We start from the raw sequence: 17,455 nt of genomic DNA on the forward strand, positions 1-17,455 counted from the left end.
TCGGCCGCGGTCAGACGTCGAGCCCGAAGGTCAGGATCTCGATCCACCTGCCGGGCTCGACCTCGATCGACCTCTCGCGCTCGGGGAGACGTGCGAATCCGATCTTGGTGTAGAGCGCGTGGGCGCCGAACATCTCGGGGCCGCTGTTCATGATCACGCGGTGCGACCCCCGTTCGCGCGCGAGGGCGATGACATGCCGCGTGAGGGCTTCGCCGACTCCGCGCCCGCGCGCAGGCTGCGCCACAGCGAGCTGACGGAAGTCGGTCTCTCCCGGTTCGGCGACCGGCGAGAGCGGGCGCCCCTCGGGAGCGACCCACACGGTTCCGAGAATGTCGCCGTCGGGCTCGACAGCGACCCAGACGTCGCCGTCGAGCACCCGCGTGGCCACATCGCGGAGCGAGGCCAGGTACGACTCGGACAGGTCGCCGTAGCTCGAGCTGTACGCCTCCGCGGTGACTCGTCCCGCCTCCGCGAACTCGTCCGGACGGACGAGCCGGATGGTGATGTCGGCGGGGGCGGCGGACGCGTCGGGAGCGGCTCGGTCGATGGCGTTGTCGCTGGGCACCCATCGACCGTACCCGGCTCCGGGGTGGGGGCGGCGCGGCATCCGGCCGGAGAAGCGCCTGTCCGTAGCACACGCCCCTCCGGGATGAAACCCCGGAACCATCTGGTCGCCGAGCGGGTAGACCAGAGACATGGACAAGATCACGTACGCGGGCGAGTCCTTCCTCACGGGCAGTGCGATCGCGCACGCGCTGCTGGACTACGCACAGGCTCTCGCCCAGACCGCCAGCTCGGCGATGGTTCCGATTCCGACCGTGGACGGAGCCGGGCAGCGTGTCCAGTCCGAGATTCTCCTGGGCCCCGCGAGTCAGATCCTGTCGACCACGGTCTCGTCCGAGGTGGCCGAGGTCGAGGACGCCGATCTCGTCGCACGACTGTCCGAAGCGGCGAACCGGCTGCGTCTGGACGGGCCGGCTGCGCCCCGCCCGCAGCTGGAGGACGCCGCCGCCGAGGAGTGGCCCGAGTACGAGTTCTGACGTCGGCGCCGGTCAGGACGGGACCGAGCCGCCCCAGATCGCGGCCGACCAGTCCAGCTGAGCGCCCGAGCACCAGACGTTCCCACTCGGGTAGCCGCGTTGCTGGGCCATGCAGTTGGCGAGGAGCTCGATGTTGCCGCCGAAGAGCGAGGCGTAGCCCCCAGAGCGCGTGAGAGACCCCCACATCCCGAACTGGCGGATGTGGGCGAGCTCGTGGGCCATGGCCCAGTGCAGGCGCGCGTTCGACCACGACGCGAGCGCCGGCGTGAAGCGGATGACGCCGGCCGGGAACGCGCAGGCCGCGGCCTGGACGCCGCCGCACGCGCCGTCGTACTGCTCGAGCGGAACGCCGCCGCCGCCGACGCGGTCCAGCGCGGCGCGCACACGGTCGTAGGCACTTCCCGACGACGGGAGGCGGGTGCCCGTGCTCGCGGCGGCCCCGGCGCCGGCGGCGCGGCGTGCGCGCTCTTCGGCGAGTCGCTTCTGCTCCGCGTCGTACGCCGCGACGGCGGTGGCGATCGTCGTCGTGGTGGTCACCACTTCGGCGGTGGCCGCCGTCACCACGGCGGGATCGGTGCGTTCGGCCTGCACGGTGTCCTGCAGGCGGCGGATGCCGGCGAGCTGCGCCGCCGTGTCCACCTTGCCTGCCGCCGACGTGAGGGCCGTCGACGCGCCGCTCAGGGCGGTGATGAACCCCGTGCGCGCATCCAGCAGCTGCTCGTAGACGACCGACGTCGCCCGACGCTCCGAGAGGATGCCGGTCCACGCCTCGGAGTGCTGTTCGGCTCCGGCGAGGTGCGACTCCAGGCCGACGGCGATGGACTGCGCCTCGGCCAGACGGCTGACGAGGGTCGAGTTCTCCGCCAGGGCCGATCCGACCAGCACCGCCGAGACGCCCGCGAGGATGCCGATCATCCGGCGGGCCGCGGCATTCACGGCAGGAAGCCGTCGCGGGAGTCGAGGGCTGCCCGCTGCTGGTCCAGCACCGCCCGCAGATCGGCGACGCGGATCGCCGTGGCCGCGGCGATCCGCTGGGTCGTGCCGATGTCGGCGGCCAGAGAGCGATTCGCGCTCTCGCGCACCGAGATCGACGACTCCAGCCGTGCGTTGGTCGTCTCGAGCGCCGTCAGGCCGAGGGTCGTGAGCACGACGATCGCCGCCGCGAGGAGCAGCGGCACTGCGCGGGTGCGCAGGCGGAGCCGGGTCAGGGCGATCGGGCGGGGGAGCGCGGGAGAGAGTCCGCTGAGGGGGAAGGACGCGTGCGCCATGTCTGCCTCCGGGGGATGGGAGACGCTGCACAGGTGCCGGCTCGACGCATGGAGAGCGCGAACCGAGGGGTTCGCGCTTCAGGCGCCGAGGGGGATTCCGACGGCCTGGCTCGTTCGGGGGATGGGGCTGAGGGGCTTTCGTATCGAGGGTGTTGGGCGAAACACTATCGTGTGCGGCCCGATCTGCGCGGCACGGCGGTATCTAGACCGTCACCGCATGAGCGGATGAGCCGCCTCGCAGCTCCCGGTGCAGCCGCTCCATCCGCGCGTCGAGCTCCGAGGCCGTGTCGGCGGCGCTCTTGAGCTCGGCCAGAAGCGTGGAGGGCACCTGGCTGTCGTACTTGTAGTAGATCTTGTGCTCCAGGCTGGCCCAGAAATCCATCGCGATCGTGCGGAACTGCACTTCGACCGGCACGTCGACCCGCCCGCTGGAGAGGAAGACCGGCACTTCGAAGATCGCGTGGAGGCTCTTGTAGCCGTTGGGCTTGGGCTGGGCGATGTAGTCCTTCACGACGCGCAGCGTCAGGTCGTCCTGCTGGGTGAGCAGATCGAACAGCCGGTACGCGTCGTTCACGAACGCACACGTCACACGCACGCCCGCGATGTCGGTGATGTGGGCGCGGATGCTCGCGAAGTCGGGGTCGATCCCCTTGCGCGACACCTTCTCGACGATGCCGTCGGGCGTCTTGACCCGGCTGGACACGTGCTCGATCGGGTTGTACTCGTGCATCTGCAGGAACTCGTCCCGGAGGATCGAGATCTTCGTCTCGACTTCGCGCAGACCGAACTGGTACTCGATGACGAAGCGCTGGAACTCGTCGCGCATCGCACGCAGCTGACCGGCCGAATAGCTCACCGCCCCGTCCGTCGCGGTGAGCAGGGGGGAGTCGTCGGCACGGGACATGAGCCGAACGTAGCGAGGCAGTCTCTCAGCGGGCTGTGAAGGATGTCGCGGCTCCGGGGCCGGGCGGAACCGACAGTAGGCTGGGCGCCATGACCTCCCCTGCGCCCGGCTGGTACGACGACGCCCACGGCTCACTGCGCTGGTGGGACGGTGCGCAGTGGACTGCGCACGTCCAGGCGCTCCCCGCGCCGGCCGCGCAGGCTCCGAGCGAGCCCGCTCCCGATGCCGCTGCCGACTTCGCGGCGCAGTTCGAGCAGACCTCTCCCGCCGTCCCGCCGATTCCGACGGGACCCGGGGCAGGGGTCGGGATGCCCCCCTACGCCGGCGCGCTCGGCACGGCTCCCTCCGATCCGCAGCAGTTCCCGCAGGCTCCGCCGCCGCCGAAGTCGAAGATGTGGATCGTCTGGGTCGTCATCGGCGTCGTCGTCCTGGCCGTGATCGGCGGGGCCGTCGCCTTCGCGATCGCGATCTTCTCCCAGTTCTCCGCCCCGTCCGGCAACGGGGCCGAAGGCCCCGACCAGGAGGCCGCCGTCGCGGCCGTGTATCAGCACGACATCGCCTGGCAGACCGCGAACTGCGACGACTTCGAAGAGGCGACGACGAGCGCCTACCGCGACGACACCGGATTCGTCGACTGCGACGACTTCGTCGAACAGGCCGAGTACTTCCTCGAGACGACCAGCGACTACGAGGTGACCGTGACCGATGTCGAGCAAGACGGCGACGTGATCATCGTCGAGACCACCGAGACGTATCTGACCAGCGTCGACGGCGACGGGGAGCCCCTCGAGAGCCCGGAGGCCATCTCGGAGGACTACCAGTACACGATCGTCGACGATGCCGGCACGTGGCGCATCGACGCGTGGGACTGACGTGACGACGCCGACGGCGCGACCGCCGCGCACCACGCGCTTCTATCTGCTCTGCCTCGCGATCGGCCTGGCGGCAGGACTTCTCTCCGGGCTGTTCGGCGTGGGCGGCGGCACCGTCATCGTGCCGCTGCTCGTCCTGCTCCTGCGCTTCGACCAGCGGCTCGCCGCGGGCACGTCGCTGGCGGCCATCGTCCCGACGGCGATGGTCGGCGTGATCTCGTACGCGGTCACGGGGTCGGTCGCCTGGATACCGGCGCTCATCCTCGCCGCCGGTGCTGTCGTGGGCGCCCAGGTGGGAACCTGGCTCCTCCCCAAGGTGCCGGTCACGGTGCTCCGCTGGGGCTTCGTCGGGTTCCTCGCCGTGGTCATCGTGATGCTGTTCATCGTCATCCCGTCGCGTGATGCGGAACTCGTGCTCTCGGTGGGCGTGGGCATCGGCCTCGCCGCACTCGGACTCGTGACGGGCGTGCTCGCCGGGCTCCTGGGCGTGGGGGGCGGAGTGGTCGTCGTCCCCGTGCTGATGATCGTGTTCGGCACGAGCGACCTCATCGCGAAGGGCACCTCGCTGCTCATGATGATCCCCACCGCACTGTCGGGCACGATCGGCAACGTCCGTCGCCGCAACGTCGACCTCCTCGCCGCGGTCCTCATCGGTGCCGCCGCCTGCACGACGACGGCGCTGGGGGCATGGATCGCCACCCTCGTCGACCCGCTCGTGGGCAACGTGCTCTTCGCGGCCTTCCTCGCCTTCATCGCCGTGCAGATGGCGCTGAAGGCCGTGCGCGGACGCGCGCGCTGAGGCATCCGGTTTCTTCACACCCCCTCGCCGCGGATGCGCGCGGGCCGCTCGGTAGACTGGCGGGGTGGCAGTGAATCCCGAGCTCGTCGGACGTGTGTTCCCGCCGACGCCGCCGTACCTCGTCGGCCGCGAGAAGGTGCGCGAGTTCGCGCGGGCCGTCTTCGCGACCGATCCTCAGCACACCGACCCGGCCGCGGCCCAGGCGCTCGGCTACGCCGACGTGGTCGCTCCGCCGACGTTCGCGATGGTGATCCAGGACCAGACGCTGCAGATCCTGCTCGCCGAGCCCGATTCGGGCATCGTGCTCGCCCGCACGGTCCACGCCGATCAGCGCTTCCGCTACTCCCGGCCCATCGTCGCGGGCGATGAGCTCACGGGCACGCTGAGCGTGACGGGGGTGCGCGCGATCGGAGGCAACGCCCTCGTCACGAGCGAGGCCGAGATCACGGATGCTGCGGGCGACCACGTCGTGACGGCGACATCCGTCCTCCTGATCGGAGCGGACGAATGACCGATCTCAACGTCGGCGACGTCGTGGCCGAGCGCGCCGTCCACCTCACCCGCGAATCGCTCGTGCGCTACGCCGGCGCGTCGGGCGACTTCAACCCGATCCACTACCGCGACGACGTCGCCGCCGCCGTGGGGCTTCCCGGCGTCCTGGCGCACGGCATGCTGACGATGGGCCTCGCGGTCGAGACGCTCGTGCCCTGGCTCGGCGACACCGGGCGCATCCTCGAGTACGGCGCGAAGTTCACGCGGCCCGTCGTGGTCGATCCCGAGACCGGTGCCGACCTCACGATCGTCGCGAAGGTCGGCGCCGTCGAGGGCGACGCGGTGCGCATCGATCTCACCGTCACCGCCGGTGAGACCAGCGTGCTCGGCAAGGCGCAGGTGCGCGTCCGCGCGTGACCGCCATGCCCGAGATCGAGCCCCTTCCGCTCGCGCAGCTGACCACGCTGCGCACGGGCGGCGTCCCCGAGCGGATGATCGACGCGCTCACGACCGATGAGCTCGTCGCCGCGCTGCGCGACGCGTGGGCCGTCTCCGAGCCCTGGCTCGTGATCGGCGGCGGGTCGAACCTGTTCGTCGGCGACGAGCCGTTCGAGGGCACGGTCATCCGTGTACGCACCCAGGGCGTCGAGCGGATGCCGTCGCCGCGGCCGGGTCACGCACGGCTCCGTGTGCAGGCCGGCCACGACTGGGACGCGCTCGTCGCGTTCGCCGTCGCAGAGGGGCTCGCGGGCATCGAGGCGATGTCGGGCATCCCGGGCACGGTCGGGGCCGCCCCCGTGCAGAACGTCGGCGCCTACGGGCAGGAGATCGTGCAGACCCTCGTCGAGGTCGATCTGCTCGACGAGGAGACCGGCGAGGTCTCGACGGTCTCCGCCGCCGAGCTCGGCCTGGGCTTCCGCACATCCGTGCTCAAGCAGCACTACGGCTCGCTTCCGCTGCGCTCCGGCGTGATCCTCACCGTGACCCTCGAGCTGGCCGAGGTCGGGTACGCCGAGCGTCCGATCGCAGGCGAGCAGCTGCGCGCAGCCCTCGGACTCGGACCGGATGACGCGGTCAGCGTCGCGTGGATCCGCGACCACGTGCTCGCGACACGGCGCCGCAAGGGCATGGTGCTCGACCCCGACGACGCCGATACATGGAGCGCCGGATCCTTCTTCCAGAACGCCGTGGTGTCGGCCTCCTTCGCCCGCACGCTCCCGCCGGAGTGCCCGCGGTGGCCGCTCGCGCCCGATCTCGACCCCGTGCTGGTGATCCCGCTCGAGGCCTACGACGGCTACATCCCGCCGCCGGTCGCCCGGGAGTCCGAGGTCAAGGTCAGCGCCGCCTGGCTCATCGAGCACTCGGGGCTGCGCAAGGGGTTCAAGCTCCCGCGGTCGCGCGCCGCGCTGTCGACGAAGCACGCGCTCGCGCTGACCAATCGCGGAGGGGCGACGGCGGGCGAGCTCGCCGAGCTCGCACGGTTCATCCAGGGGCGCGTGCAGTCGGAGTTCGGTCTCATCCTGCAGCCCGAGCCGGTGCTCGTCGGCGTCGAGATCTGACCCCCGCCGGCTCGACGCAGGAGATCTCGCCGAGACAGGCGAGGTCGTCGCCTGTCTCGGCCCGGATGCCTCGCTTCGGCGGCGCGGGTCAGGCGAACAGGGCCTGAAGGCGACGCACGCCCTCGAGCAGGGCGTCGTCGCCGAGCGCGTACGACAGGCGGAGGTAGCCGCTGGGGCCGAACGCCTCACCGGGGACGACCGCCACTTCGGCCTCCTCGAGGATGAGATCCGCGAGCTCCAGCGACGTCTCGATGCGCTTCCCGCGCCACTCCCGACCGAGGAGGCCGCGCACGTCGGGGTAGACGTAGAACGCCCCGAGAGGATTCGGCACGCTCACCCCGTCGATCTTCGACAGCTCCTCGACGATCAGCTTGCGGCGACGGTCGAAGGCGAGGCGGAACTCCTCGGCCTCGACCTGCGGACCCGTGAGCGCGGCCAGGGCGGCGCGCTGGGCGATGTTGTTGACATTGCTCGACAGGTGCGACTGGAGATTGGCGGCGAGCCTGATCGCGTCCTTCGGGCCCACCATCCAGCCCACGCGCCATCCGGTCATCGCGTACGTCTTGGCGACGCCGTTCACGAGGATCGTCTGGCCGGCGACCGCCGGAACGGCCTCGACGATCGAGACGGCGCGGACGCCTTCGTAGACCAGGTTCTGGTAGATCTCGTCCGAGATGATCCAGATGCCGTGCTCGAGGGCCCACTCGCCGATGGCCTTGGTCTCCTCCGGCGTGTAGACCGAGCCGGTCGGGTTCGACGGCGACACGAACACGAGCGCGGTCGTGCGGTCGGTGCGGGCGGCCTCGAGCTGGGCGACGGTGACCTTGTAGTCCTGGTCGGCGCCTGCGAACACCTCGACGGGCACTCCGTCGGCCAGAGCGATCGCCTCGGGGTACGTCGTCCAGAACGGGGCGGGCAGGAGCACCTCGTCGCCGGGGTTCACGACGGCCTGGAAGGCCTGGTACACGGCCTGCTTCCCGCCGTTGGTCACGATCACCTGCGACGCGTCGACTTCGAGGCCGGAGTCGCGGAGGGTCTTGGCGGCGATGGCCTCGCGCAGCACGGGCAGGCCGACGGCCGGTGTGTAGCGGTAGTTCGCGGGGTCGTGGAGAGCGTGCGCCGCGGCGTCCACGATGAAGTCGGGAGTGGCGAAATCGGGCTCCCCGGCCGCATAGGAGATGACGGGCCGGCCGGCGGCCTGGAGCGCCTTGGCCTTCGCGTCGACCTTGAGGGTCGCCGACTCGGCGATGGCGGACAACTTCCGGGAGAGGGGGGCGCGTTCGGTCACGACTTCGAGGGTATCGCTGTCGCTTGCGCGACACGGCATGCACTCGTGCCACGTCGCCGGTTTCTCCGATGCGCGGTCTCGCAGGGGCGGGCATCCACCGAATGGGGGAGGCGGGGCCCTCCGCACGACGGTGGATTTCGGCATCCGGTGTCGACAGAGTGGACTCATGGATCACGTTGCAGTGCAGGTGCGCAATCTGCGCAAGTCGTACGGCGCCCGCTCGGTCGTCGACGACGTGTCGTTCGACATCGCCACCGGGGAGACGTTCGCGCTGCTCGGGCCCAACGGCGCGGGCAAGTCGACGACCGTCGAGATCCTGGAGGGGTACCGTCGGCGCACGTCGGGCGAGGTCAGCGTGCTCGGCGTCGATCCGAGCCACGGCGGGCTCGACTGGAAGGCGCGCCTGGGCATCGTTCTGCAGTCCACCGGCCAGGCCGGGCTCATCTCGGTGCGCGAGCAGCTCACGCAGTTCGCGGGGTTCTACCCGAATCCGCGCGACGTCGACTCGGTGATCGCCGCGGTCGGGCTCGAAGAGCAGGCGAAGACCCGCATCTCGCGGCTCTCGGGGGGTCAGCAGCGCCGCGTGGACGTCGCGCTCGGCGTCATCGGCCGACCCGAGCTGCTCTTCCTCGACGAGCCCACGACGGGCTTCGATCCGCACGCGCGGCGCGAATTCTGGGAGCTCATCCGTTCGCTCAAGGCCGAGGGCACCACGATCGTGCTCACGACGCACTACCTCGACGAGGCCGCTCAGCTCGCGGATCGGGTGGCCGTCATCGCCGCCGGGCGTCTGCGGGCGATCGGTCCCGTCGACACCTTCGGCGGGGCCGAGGCGCGGATGCCCATCGTGCGCTGGGTCGAGGGCGGCGAGCGGCGCGAGGAGCACACGAGCGAGCCGTTCGCCGTCGCGACGGCGCTCGCCGCCCGTCTCGGCGGCGAGCCGCCGGAGCTCGAGATCGTGCGGCCGAGCCTGGAGGACATCTACCTGAAGATGGTCGAGGGTGCCGAGGCATCCGACGCCGACGACGCACGGGCGTCGGAACGGGAGGACGCGCGATGAGCACGACGACGACGACGCCCACCCCGCGGACGCGTTTCTCGACGGCGCCCGCCCGGCGCCGGAGCATCGTAGGGCTCGGCCTCTGGCGCGCCCGCTTCGAGGTGCTCCAGTACTTCCGCTCCGGCGACACGCTCTTCTTCACGTTCCTCTTCCCGGTGTTCATGCTCGCGCTGTTCAGCACGATCTTCGGCGCCGACGGCGACATCGCCGGGGCGCAGGGGATGCCGGAGATGTCGGCGGCGCAGCTCTATCTGCCGGGGATGCTCGCGGCGGGACTCCTCCTGTCGGGCTTCCAGAACCTCGCGGTCGACATCGCGATGGAGCGCTCCGACGGCACGCTCAAGCGGCTCGGCGGCACCCCGCTCTCACCGGTGTCGTATTTCATCGGCAAGATCGCCCAGGTGCTCGCGACGGGCACGCTGCAGGCGGCGATCCTGATCGGCATCGCCGCGGTCGTGTTCGACGTGCCGCTGCCCACCTCGGCCGAAGCGTGGGGCACGTTCGCCTGGGTCTTCGTGCTGGGTCTCATCGCGTCGGCACTGCTGGGGATCGCCGTCTCGGCGATTCCGCGCTCGGGGCGCAGCGCCACGGCCGTCGTCATCCCGATCGCCCTCGTGCTGCAGTTCACGTCGGGCGTCTACCTGTTCTTCTGGCTTCTCCCGGACTGGCTGCAGAACGCCGCCAGCGCCTTCCCGCTGGTGTGGATGGCGCGGGGGATGCGAGCGGTGTTCCTCCCCGAGGAGTATGCGGCGCTCGAACCCGGCGAAGCGTGGAACCTCGAGTGGGTCGCGATCGCCCTTCTGGCCTGGCTCGTCATCGGCCTCATCGCGAGCCGCATGACGTTCCGCTGGATCCGGCGCGACGCGTGACCGCCTGACGAGCCCGTGAAGGAGGACGGACGATGATGAGCAATCGCCGGTGGTGGGATGTCGCCGTCACCGCCGTCACTGTCATCGTGCTGCCCGTCGCCCTGCTGCAGGATCTGTCGACCCCGCCGGACGCCGCGACGGGCGTCGCCTCGGTCGGACTCGTCATCCTGGCCTACTTCTTCATCGCGCGGCCCGAGCTCTCCGACGCCGCCCCGAGGTGGAGGCTCGTCGCCTTCACGGCCGTCGCCGCCGCCGCGCTCGTCATCGGAGTGGCGACCGTGCCGTTCCTGGCCATGATGCAGGTCATGATCTACCCGCTGGCGTGGGTCATCGCCGCCTCGCGCCGACCGGCGATCATCGCGTCGTGCGTCTTCGCCGTCGCCGTCTTCTTCGGGTTCTTCATCGGCTCCGGATTCACGCTCGACGGCGCCGTCGCGGGTCTGATCACCGCGGTGTTCTCGCTCGCGTTCTCGATCGCGTTCGGTCTGTGGATCGCGAGCATCTCCGACCACGCCGAAGAGCGCGGACGCCTTCTCGCCGAACTCGACCTGGCGCAGACCGAGCTCGAGGCGCTGGCGCTCGATCGGGGGGCGTCGCAGGAGCGCGAGCGGCTCGCCCGCGACATCCACGACACCCTCGCGCAGACCCTCGCGGGCCTGGTGATCCTCGCCGAGCGCGCGGGACGTCAATCGCGGGAGCGGCAGACGGATGCCGCGGCGGTCACGATCGGCACCGTCGAGCAGGTCGCGCGCGACGCCCTGGCGGAGTCCCGCGCGCTCGTGGCGCGGATGGCGGCCGTGCCGTCCGAGCTCGCGTTCGAAGCCGCGGTCGAGCGGCTCGCCGAGCGATTCCGGGTGGAGAGCGGCCTCGACATCGAGGTCGACCTCGCCGAGCTCGCCCCGGATGCCGCGTCCGACCGGGAGGCGCAGGTCGTCGCCCTGCGCTGCCTGCAGGAGAGCCTCGCCAACGTGCGCAAGCACGCCGACGCGACGCGCGTCGTCGTGCGCGCCGACGAGGGGGAAGGGATCCGCCTCGTCGTGAGTGACGACGGTCGGGGGTTCGACCCCGAAGCGCCCCGCACGGGCTACGGCATCGACGGCATGCGCGATCGGCTGGCGCTGGCGGGCGGCGCGCTGTCGGTGGAGTCTGCCGACGGAGGCACGACGCTGCGCATCGGGATCCCGCTGCGCACCCGGAGCGCGTCGTGATCCGGCTGCTGATCGCCGACGACCATCCCGTCGTGCGGGCGGGGCTGGCGGGTCTGCTCTCCGACGAACCCGGCCTCGACGTCGTCGGTGAGGCGTCCGACGGAGACGAGGCGGTACGACTCGCCGCCGTGACGCACCCCGACGTCGTGCTGATGGATCTGCGGATGCCGCGCGTCGACGGCGTCGCGGCGACCGCTCGGATCGTCGGCGGCGAGGCGGGCGATCCCGCCCCCCGCGTGCTGATCCTCACGACCTACGAGAGCGACGACCAGATCCTCGCCGCGATCGAAGCCGGGGCATCCGGCTACCTGCTCAAGGCGGCCCCGCAGGCCGAGATCGTGGCGGGCATCCGCTCGGTGGCGGCCGGTCAGTCGGCGCTGTCGCCGCAGGTGGCCGTGCGGCTGGTCGAGCGGATGCGGCGACCCGAGCCGGAGGCGGTGCTCACGGCCCGCGAGACCGAGGTGCTCCGGCTCGTCGCGACCGGTCACAGCAACAAGCAGGCCGCCGCGGCGCTCGGCATCGGCGAATCGACCGTGAAGACGCACCTGCTGAAGGTGTTCGAGAAGCTGGGCGTCGCCGACCGGACACGGGCCGTCACTCTCGCGATGGAGCGCGGCATCCTGAACTGACGTGTCCGGATGCCGCGCTCGCCGCGATCAGAGACCGAGGGGCCAGAACGGACGGACCTCGATCGTGCCGCCGGCGGCCTGAGGGTGCAGCGACGCGATCTCGACGGCCTCGTCGAGCGTGTCGCACTCGAGCACGTCGAAGCCCGCGATCCACTCCCGCGTCTCGGTGAACGGACCGTCGGTCACGACGACCTCCCCGCCGCGGCGGCGCACGGTCTTGGCCTGCGCGGGCGGCACGAGGCGATCGCCTTCGCGCCAGGCGTCGCGCCGGTCGACCTCGGCGCCCCACTCCTCGATCGTGAGCGGCTGCGGCTCGCCCTGCGGAGCCTCGGGATCTGCGATGACCAGCATGAGGAACTTCATGTCCTGTCCTTCCGTTGTGAGTGACGTTACGTCAAGGGCGTCGAACGGGCAGGCGACGGATCGACCGGACGGCGGATTCTTTCTCCGCGGATGCGGCCGCCGGACGAACGGATGCCCCGAACCCGCAGGCGAAACGGCCTGCGGGTCCGGGGCATCCGCCACCGGGGGACGTGCTCAGCCGAACTGGTTCATCGTGTTGTCCTTGCCGCCGGCCTTGAGGGCCGCGTCGCCGGCGAAGTACTCCTTGTGGTTGTCGCCGATGTCGCTGCCCGCCATGTTCTGGTGCTTGACGGTCGCGATACCCTCGCGGATCTCGCGGCGCTGCACGCCTCTGACGTAGGCGAGCATGCCCTCGTCGCCGAAGTAGCCCTTCGCGAGGTCATCCGTCGACAACGCGGCCGTGTGGTACGTCGGCAGTGTGATGAGGTGGTGGAAGATGCCGGCGCGCGCCGAGCCGTCCTTCTGGAACGAGCGGATCTTCTCGTCGGCGAGCTCGGCGAGCTCGGTGCCGTCGTAGTCGACGTTCATCAGGTCGGCACGGTCGTACGCCGAGACGTCGCGGCCCTGCTCCACGAGGAGGTCGTAGACCTGCTGGCGGAAGTTGAGGGTCCAGTTGAACGACGGGCTGTTGTTGTAGACGAGCTTCGCGTTCGGGATCTCCTTGCGGATCTCATCGACCATCCCGGCGATCTGCGCCACGTGCGGCTTCTCGGTCTCGATCCACAGCAGGTCTGCTCCGTTGCGCAGCGACGTGATGCAGTCGAGCACGCAGCGGGCCTCGCCCGTGCCGGCGCGGAACTGGTACAGGTTGCTCGCGAGCCGCTGGGGTCGCAGCAGCCGGCCGTCGCGCTTGATGACGACGTCGCCGTCGCCGAGGTCCGCCTCGGAGATCTCCTCGACGTCCAGGAATCCGTTGTACTGGTCGCCCAGATCGCCCGGGCGGGTCGAGACGGCGAGCTTCTGGGTCAGGCCGGCGCCGAGCGAGTCGGTGCGGGCGACGATGACGCCGTTGTCGATGCCGAGCTCGAGGAACGCGTAGCGCACCGCGGTGAGCTTGGCGATGAAGTCCTCGTGCGGAACCGTGACCTTGCCGTCCTGGTGACCGCACTGCTTCTCGTCGGACACCTGGTTCTCGATCTGGATCGCGCAGGCGCCCGCCTCGATCATCTTCTTGGCGAGGAGGTACGTGGCCTCGGGATTGCCGAAGCCGGCGTCGATGTCGGCGATGATGGGCACCACATGGGTCTCGTGGGTGTCGATCTGCGACTGGATGAACTCCACCGCCGTCTCGTCGCCGGCGATACGCGCGGCGTCGAGCTTCGTGAAGAGCAGGTCGAGCTCGCGGGCGTCCGCCTGGCGGAGGAACGTGTAGAGCTCGGCGATGAGAGCCGGGACCGAGGTCTTCTCGTGCATCGACTGATCGGGGAGCGGACCGAACTCCGAACGGAGCGCGGCGACCATCCACCCCGACAGGTAGAGGTAGCGCTTGTTCGTCGTCTTGAGGTGCTTCTTGATCGAGATGAGCTTCTGCTGCCCGATGAAGCCGTGCCAGACGCCGAGCGACTGCGTGTAGAGCGACGAGTCTGCGTCGTACTCGGCCATGTCGCGGCGCATGATGTCGGCGGTGTACTGGGCGATCTCGAGCCCGGTCCGGAAGCGGTTCTGCGCCCGCATGCGGGCGACGTACTCGGGGTTGATCGCATCCCAGCTCGAGCCGTGCTGCTCCTTGAGCGCGTCGACGGCGGCGATGTCGTCGTGGTAGGTGGTCATGTCGTGTCCTTGATCTGTGGTGTTCGTGAGCCGGAGAGGGGAGCGTCTACTCGGAGTCGACGAGGAAGCGCGAGTACGCGGAGAGGGTCAGGAAGGTCGGGAACTCGTCCTTCAGGGCGACGTCGCGGAAGACGTCCGCCGCGTCGTCGAAGCGGTCGCCGTCCCAGCGGGTGGCCTCCTCGAGCACCTGCGTCACGAGCCCTTCGATGTAGTCGCGGGTGATGCGGGTGCCGTCCTGCGTCGAGAGGTCCTGGTGGATCCACTGCCACACCTGGCTGCGCGAGATCTCCGCCGTCGCGGCATCCTCCATCAGGTTGTCGATCGCGACCGCGCCCAGGCCCCGCAGCCATGCCTCGATGTAGCGGATGGCCACCGACACGTTGCCGTGCACGCCTTCCGCCGAGATCGGCAGTCCGATGTGCACGTCGATGAGCTGATCGGCCGTGACCTGCACCTCGGGACGCTGGCGGTCGACCTGGTTCGGCCGGTCGCCCAGCACCGCGTCGAACTCGGCGCGCGCGACGGGGATGAGGTCGGGGTGAGCCACCCACGTGCCGTCGAAGCCGTCGCCCGCCTCGCGCTTCTTGTCTGCGGCGACCTTCTCGAACGCCTGCTGCGTCACCTCGGGGTCGCGGCGGTTCGGGATGAAGGCGCTCATGCCGCCGATCGCGAAGGCGCCGCGCTTGTGGCACGTCTGGACGAGCAGCTCGGTGTAGGCGCGCATGAACGGCACCGTCATCGTGACCTGGCTGCGGTCGGGCAGCACGAACCGGGCGCCGCGACCGCGGTAGTTCTTGATCATCGAGAAGATGTAGTCCCAGCGTCCGGCGTTCAGGCCCGCGATGTGGTCGCGCAGCTCGAAGAGGATCTCCTCCATCTCGAACGCCGCGGGGAGCGTCTCGATCAGCACGGTCGCGCGGATCGTGCCGTGCGGGATGCCGATGTAGTCCTCGCTGAACGTGAAGACGTCGTCCCACAGCTTCGCCTCCTCGCTCGACTCGATCTTGGGGAGGTAGAAGTACGGGCCGCGTCCGTTCGCGATGAGGCGCTCGGCATTGTGGAAGAAGTACAGGCCGAAGTCGACGAGCGAGCCGGATGCCGACATCGTGCGACCCGCACGGTCGGTGTAGCGGATGTGCTGCTCGACCAGGTGCCAGCCGCGAGGGCGCATCACGATCGTCGGCGTCTCCTCGGCGGTGACCCGGTACTCCTTGCCTTCGGGGCTCGTGAAGCTCAGCTCTCCCCGGATCGCATCGCGCAGCGACAGCTGACCTTCGATGACGTTGCGCCATGTGGGGGAGGTCGCGTCCTCCTGGTCGGCGAGCCAGACCTTCGCGCCCGAGTTGAGGGCGTTGATCGTCATCTTCGGGTCGGTCGGACCGGTGATCTCGACGCGGCGGTCCTCCAGCCCCGGTCCCGCGCCGGCGACGCGCCACTCGGCGTCTTCGCGGATGTGGCGGGTGTCCTCGCGGAACTGGGGGTCGTGCCCGTTGCCGATCTCGAAGCGACGGCGCATGCGGTCGGCCAGGCGGTCGTGCCGGCGTCCGGCGAAGCGGTGGTGCAGCTCGCCGACGAAGGCGACGGCCTCGGAGGTGAGGATCTCGTCGTAGCGGGGGCGGATCGGACCCGTGATCTCGATCACGGAGGTCGTCGTGGGCGCGAGGCCCGTGGCGGGAGGTGTCATGGCCCTGTCCTGTCTGCGAGTCGTGCGGAGCTGCACGGGTGGGTGTCGTGGTTCCACTGTGGGTGAATATTCCCGGCCCTCTTGACCAAATCGAGTGTGAAGTTTGCTCGTTCTTCTCGTTCTGTGACACACTGCGGGACATGACGATCATCGATGAATCGCCGCGCGGGGGCGACGCGGGCGCCGAGCAGGAAGCCGACGCCCTCACGATCGGGCGCCGCATCCGGCAGCTGCGCACGGCGCGCGGCCTCACGCTCGACGAGCTCGCGGAGGCCGTCGAACGGGCGCCGAGTCAGCTGTCGATGATCGAGACGGGCAAGCGCGAGCCGAAGCTCACCCTTCTCCGCGCGATCGCGAAGGCCCTCGGCACCACGATCGACGCCCTGCTGGAGTCCGAGCCCCTCGACGAGCGTGCGACGCTCGAGATCTCGCTGGAGCGGGCCATGAAGGGGCAGACGTTCCAGGCTCTCGGCATCCCGTCCTTCCGCATCGGCAAGACCGTGCCGACCGAGGCCCTCAAGGCGATGCTGTCGCTGCAGTCCGAGATCGAGCGCCTCCGCGACGAGCGCGCCGCCACCCCCGAAGAGGCGCGCCGGGCCAATGTCGCCCTGCGCGAGCTCATGCGCACGCAGGACAACTACTTCGGCGACCTCGAGGCGCAGGCGGCGAAGCTGCTCGCGGCGGTGGACCACCCCGGTGGTCCTCTGACGCAGCGCACCGCGTCCGACATCGCCGCGCACCTGGGCTTCACACTGCACTACGTGCCCGACCTGCCGCAGACCACGCGCAGCGTCGCCGACATCAAGCACGGGAGGCTCTACCTCTCGAGCCGGGTCACCACGAAGGGCGATCCGCGCACGGCGGTGCTGCAGGCGCTGTCCAGCCGCATCCTCGGCCATCGCGAGCCCACGAGCTACGACGAGTTCCTCCGTCAGCGGGTCGAGACGAACTACCTCACCGGCGCGCTGCTCATCCCCGAAGCCCACGTCGTGCCGTTCCTGAAGGATGCCAAGCAGGACAGGGCGATCTCGATCGAGGATCTCCGCGACGCGTACTCGGTGTCGTACGAGACGGCCGCGCACCGGTTCACGAACCTGGCGACCGTGCACCTCGGCATCCCGGTGCACTTCCTGAAGGTGCACGAGTCGGGCACCATCACGAAGGCGTACGAGAACGACGACGTGAACTTCCCGGCCGACCGGCTCGGCGCGATCGAGGGGCAGATGTGCTGCCGCAAGTGGACGAGCCGCGTCGTGTTCGATGTCGACGACCACTTCAACCCCTACTACCAGTACACCGACACCGGCAACGGCACGTACTGGTGCACGGCGCGGGTGGAGCTCTCCAGCGAGGGCGCGCACTCGGTGTCGGTGGGCGTGCGCTTCGACGACACGAAGTGGTTCCTCGGCCGCGACACCACCAACCGCGGCGTCTCGCGCCACGCCGTCGAGGTCTGCTGCCGGCGGGCTCCGGCCGACCTCGAGTCGGCGTGGCGGGAGAACTCGTGGCCGAACGTGCGGACCCCGCGCACCCTCCTGGCGACGCTGCCCACCGGCTCGTTCCCCGGCGTCGACACGACGGATCTGTACGAGTTCCTCGAGGCCCACGCCCCGCGGTGACGCACCCGCCGCCCCGGCGCGCACGGAAGCG

At 70.1% G+C, this 17,455-nt stretch carries 19 protein-coding genes; 11 read left to right on the plus strand and 8 right to left on the minus strand.

The window, feature by feature from the left end:
* Window positions 1-10: 10 nt before the first annotated feature.
* Window positions 11-565 carry a GNAT family N-acetyltransferase gene (locus B0B14_RS01715; protein ID WP_179085251.1) on the minus strand — a complete coding sequence of 185 codons (555 nt, stop codon included), beginning with the start codon at window positions 563-565 and terminating at the stop codon, window positions 11-13.
* Between the two features lie 130 nt (window positions 566-695).
* Here B0B14_RS01715 and B0B14_RS01720 point away from each other — a divergent pair, with 130 nt between their 5' ends.
* Window positions 696-1,040 carry a hypothetical protein gene (locus B0B14_RS01720; RefSeq protein ID WP_076679696.1) on the plus strand — a complete coding sequence of 115 codons (345 nt, stop codon included), beginning with the start codon at window positions 696-698 and terminating at the stop codon, window positions 1,038-1,040.
* A 12-nt stretch (window positions 1,041-1,052) separates the two neighbouring features.
* On the opposite strand, the gene B0B14_RS01725 is transcribed toward B0B14_RS01720, so the two are convergent.
* The 3 genes from B0B14_RS01725 to B0B14_RS01735 all read right to left on the minus strand — a co-directional run bounded on the left by B0B14_RS01725 (window position 1,053) and on the right by B0B14_RS01735 (window position 3,212).
* Window positions 1,053-1,976 carry a hypothetical protein gene (locus tag B0B14_RS01725; RefSeq protein ID WP_143733602.1) on the minus strand — a complete coding sequence of 308 codons (924 nt, stop codon included), beginning with the start codon at window positions 1,974-1,976 and terminating at the stop codon, window positions 1,053-1,055.
* A complete protein-coding gene (locus tag B0B14_RS01730; RefSeq protein ID WP_076679702.1) occupies window positions 1,973-2,308 on the minus strand; it encodes a hypothetical protein in 336 nt (111 codons plus the stop codon). Before B0B14_RS01730 ends, B0B14_RS01725 begins: the two co-directional genes overlap by 4 nt.
* A gap of 202 nt (window positions 2,309-2,510) precedes the next feature.
* The gene (locus tag B0B14_RS01735) at window positions 2,511-3,212 is read right to left on the minus strand and encodes a GTP pyrophosphokinase (RefSeq protein ID WP_076679704.1); all 702 of its coding nucleotides are present in this window, start codon (window positions 3,210-3,212) and stop codon (window positions 2,511-2,513) included.
* Between the two features lie 89 nt (window positions 3,213-3,301).
* Between B0B14_RS01735 and B0B14_RS16640 the strand changes: the two genes are divergently transcribed.
* From B0B14_RS16640 to B0B14_RS01760, 5 genes are all read left to right on the plus strand, one after another.
* The gene (locus tag B0B14_RS16640) at window positions 3,302-4,084 is read left to right on the plus strand and encodes a DUF2510 domain-containing protein (RefSeq protein ID WP_076679706.1); all 783 of its coding nucleotides are present in this window, start codon (window positions 3,302-3,304) and stop codon (window positions 4,082-4,084) included.
* A 1-nt stretch (window position 4,085) separates the two neighbouring features.
* The gene (locus B0B14_RS01745; protein ID WP_256714210.1) at window positions 4,086-4,883 is read left to right on the plus strand and encodes a sulfite exporter TauE/SafE family protein; all 798 of its coding nucleotides are present in this window, start codon (window positions 4,086-4,088) and stop codon (window positions 4,881-4,883) included.
* Between the two features lie 64 nt (window positions 4,884-4,947).
* Window positions 4,948-5,394, plus strand: coding sequence for an FAS1-like dehydratase domain-containing protein (locus tag B0B14_RS01750; RefSeq protein WP_076679711.1), 447 nt, complete (start codon window positions 4,948-4,950; stop codon window positions 5,392-5,394).
* On the plus strand, window positions 5,391-5,792 hold the full coding sequence (locus B0B14_RS01755; RefSeq protein WP_076679713.1) for a MaoC/PaaZ C-terminal domain-containing protein: 402 nt from the start codon (window positions 5,391-5,393) through the stop codon (window positions 5,790-5,792). Before B0B14_RS01750 ends, B0B14_RS01755 begins: the two co-directional genes overlap by 4 nt.
* A gap of 5 nt (window positions 5,793-5,797) precedes the next feature.
* Entirely contained in the window at window positions 5,798-6,934 is a 1,137-nt protein-coding gene (locus B0B14_RS01760) for a UDP-N-acetylmuramate dehydrogenase (protein ID WP_076681213.1), read from the plus strand.
* An 88-nt stretch (window positions 6,935-7,022) separates the two neighbouring features.
* On the opposite strand, the gene B0B14_RS01765 is transcribed toward B0B14_RS01760, so the two are convergent.
* The gene (locus tag B0B14_RS01765) at window positions 7,023-8,222 is read right to left on the minus strand and encodes a pyridoxal phosphate-dependent aminotransferase (protein WP_179085252.1); all 1,200 of its coding nucleotides are present in this window, start codon (window positions 8,220-8,222) and stop codon (window positions 7,023-7,025) included.
* 166 nt (window positions 8,223-8,388) lie between these two features.
* Here B0B14_RS01765 and B0B14_RS01770 point away from each other — a divergent pair, with 166 nt between their 5' ends.
* From B0B14_RS01770 to B0B14_RS01785, 4 genes are read left to right on the plus strand one after another with little or no spacing between them, the layout of a single operon-like run.
* On the plus strand, window positions 8,389-9,282 hold the full coding sequence (locus B0B14_RS01770) for an ABC transporter ATP-binding protein (RefSeq protein ID WP_076679718.1): 894 nt from the start codon (window positions 8,389-8,391) through the stop codon (window positions 9,280-9,282).
* The gene (locus tag B0B14_RS01775; RefSeq protein WP_083710269.1) at window positions 9,279-10,151 is read left to right on the plus strand and encodes an ABC transporter permease; all 873 of its coding nucleotides are present in this window, start codon (window positions 9,279-9,281) and stop codon (window positions 10,149-10,151) included. The genes B0B14_RS01770 and B0B14_RS01775 overlap by 4 nt, the downstream gene beginning before the upstream one ends.
* A gap of 32 nt (window positions 10,152-10,183) precedes the next feature.
* Window positions 10,184-11,359: a sensor histidine kinase gene (locus B0B14_RS01780; RefSeq protein WP_076679719.1), complete on the plus strand. Its 1,176-nt coding sequence runs from the start codon at window positions 10,184-10,186 to the stop codon at window positions 11,357-11,359.
* Window positions 11,356-11,988, plus strand: a complete 633-nt coding sequence (locus B0B14_RS01785) for a response regulator (RefSeq protein ID WP_076679722.1) — start codon at window positions 11,356-11,358, stop codon at window positions 11,986-11,988. Before B0B14_RS01780 ends, B0B14_RS01785 begins: the two co-directional genes overlap by 4 nt.
* A gap of 27 nt (window positions 11,989-12,015) precedes the next feature.
* Here the strand turns inward: B0B14_RS01785 and B0B14_RS01790 are convergent, their stop codons facing one another.
* The 3 genes from B0B14_RS01790 to aceB all read right to left on the minus strand — a co-directional run bounded on the left by B0B14_RS01790 (window position 12,016) and on the right by aceB (window position 15,805).
* Window positions 12,016-12,351: a YciI family protein gene (locus B0B14_RS01790; RefSeq protein WP_076679725.1), complete on the minus strand. Its 336-nt coding sequence runs from the start codon at window positions 12,349-12,351 to the stop codon at window positions 12,016-12,018.
* Between the two features lie 174 nt (window positions 12,352-12,525).
* Window positions 12,526-14,121, minus strand: coding sequence for an isocitrate lyase (locus tag B0B14_RS01795; protein WP_076679727.1), 1,596 nt, complete (start codon window positions 14,119-14,121; stop codon window positions 12,526-12,528).
* A gap of 46 nt (window positions 14,122-14,167) precedes the next feature.
* On the minus strand, window positions 14,168-15,805 hold the full coding sequence (gene aceB, locus B0B14_RS01800; protein WP_076679730.1) for a malate synthase A: 1,638 nt from the start codon (window positions 15,803-15,805) through the stop codon (window positions 14,168-14,170).
* Window positions 15,806-15,945: 140 nt separating this feature from the next.
* Here aceB and B0B14_RS01805 point away from each other — a divergent pair, with 140 nt between their 5' ends.
* On the plus strand, window positions 15,946-17,424 hold the full coding sequence (locus B0B14_RS01805) for a helix-turn-helix transcriptional regulator (protein ID WP_076679733.1): 1,479 nt from the start codon (window positions 15,946-15,948) through the stop codon (window positions 17,422-17,424).
* Window positions 17,425-17,455: the final 31 nt, after the last annotated feature.

The organism is Microbacterium sp. RU33B (assembly GCF_900155915.1).
Taxonomy (GTDB): domain Bacteria; phylum Actinomycetota; class Actinomycetes; order Actinomycetales; family Microbacteriaceae; genus Microbacterium.

What these genes read in the sequence shown, in the direction of transcription:
- B0B14_RS01720 (WP_076679696.1), top strand. Translation starts at nt 696, where the DNA reads ATGGACAAGATCACGTACGCGGGCGAGTCCTTCCTCACGGGCAGTGCG.
- B0B14_RS01730 (WP_076679702.1), bottom strand. Translation starts at nt 2,308, where the DNA reads ATGGCGCACGCGTCCTTCCCCCTCAGCGGACTCTCTCCCGCGCTCCCC.
- B0B14_RS01735 (WP_076679704.1), bottom strand. Translation starts at nt 3,212, where the DNA reads ATGTCCCGTGCCGACGACTCCCCCCTGCTCACCGCGACGGACGGGGCG.
- B0B14_RS16640 (WP_076679706.1), top strand. Translation starts at nt 3,302, where the DNA reads ATGACCTCCCCTGCGCCCGGCTGGTACGACGACGCCCACGGCTCACTG.
- B0B14_RS01755 (WP_076679713.1), top strand. Translation starts at nt 5,391, where the DNA reads ATGACCGATCTCAACGTCGGCGACGTCGTGGCCGAGCGCGCCGTCCAC.
- B0B14_RS01760 (WP_076681213.1), top strand. Translation starts at nt 5,798, where the DNA reads ATGCCCGAGATCGAGCCCCTTCCGCTCGCGCAGCTGACCACGCTGCGC.
- B0B14_RS01770 (WP_076679718.1), top strand. Translation starts at nt 8,389, where the DNA reads ATGGATCACGTTGCAGTGCAGGTGCGCAATCTGCGCAAGTCGTACGGC.
- B0B14_RS01775 (WP_083710269.1), top strand. Translation starts at nt 9,279, where the DNA reads ATGAGCACGACGACGACGACGCCCACCCCGCGGACGCGTTTCTCGACG.
- B0B14_RS01780 (WP_076679719.1), top strand. Translation starts at nt 10,184, where the DNA reads ATGATGAGCAATCGCCGGTGGTGGGATGTCGCCGTCACCGCCGTCACT.
- B0B14_RS01790 (WP_076679725.1), bottom strand. Translation starts at nt 12,351, where the DNA reads ATGAAGTTCCTCATGCTGGTCATCGCAGATCCCGAGGCTCCGCAGGGC.
- B0B14_RS01795 (WP_076679727.1), bottom strand. Translation starts at nt 14,121, where the DNA reads ATGACCACCTACCACGACGACATCGCCGCCGTCGACGCGCTCAAGGAG.
- aceB (WP_076679730.1), bottom strand. Translation starts at nt 15,805, where the DNA reads ATGACACCTCCCGCCACGGGCCTCGCGCCCACGACGACCTCCGTGATC.
- B0B14_RS01805 (WP_076679733.1), top strand. Translation starts at nt 15,946, where the DNA reads ATGACGATCATCGATGAATCGCCGCGCGGGGGCGACGCGGGCGCCGAG.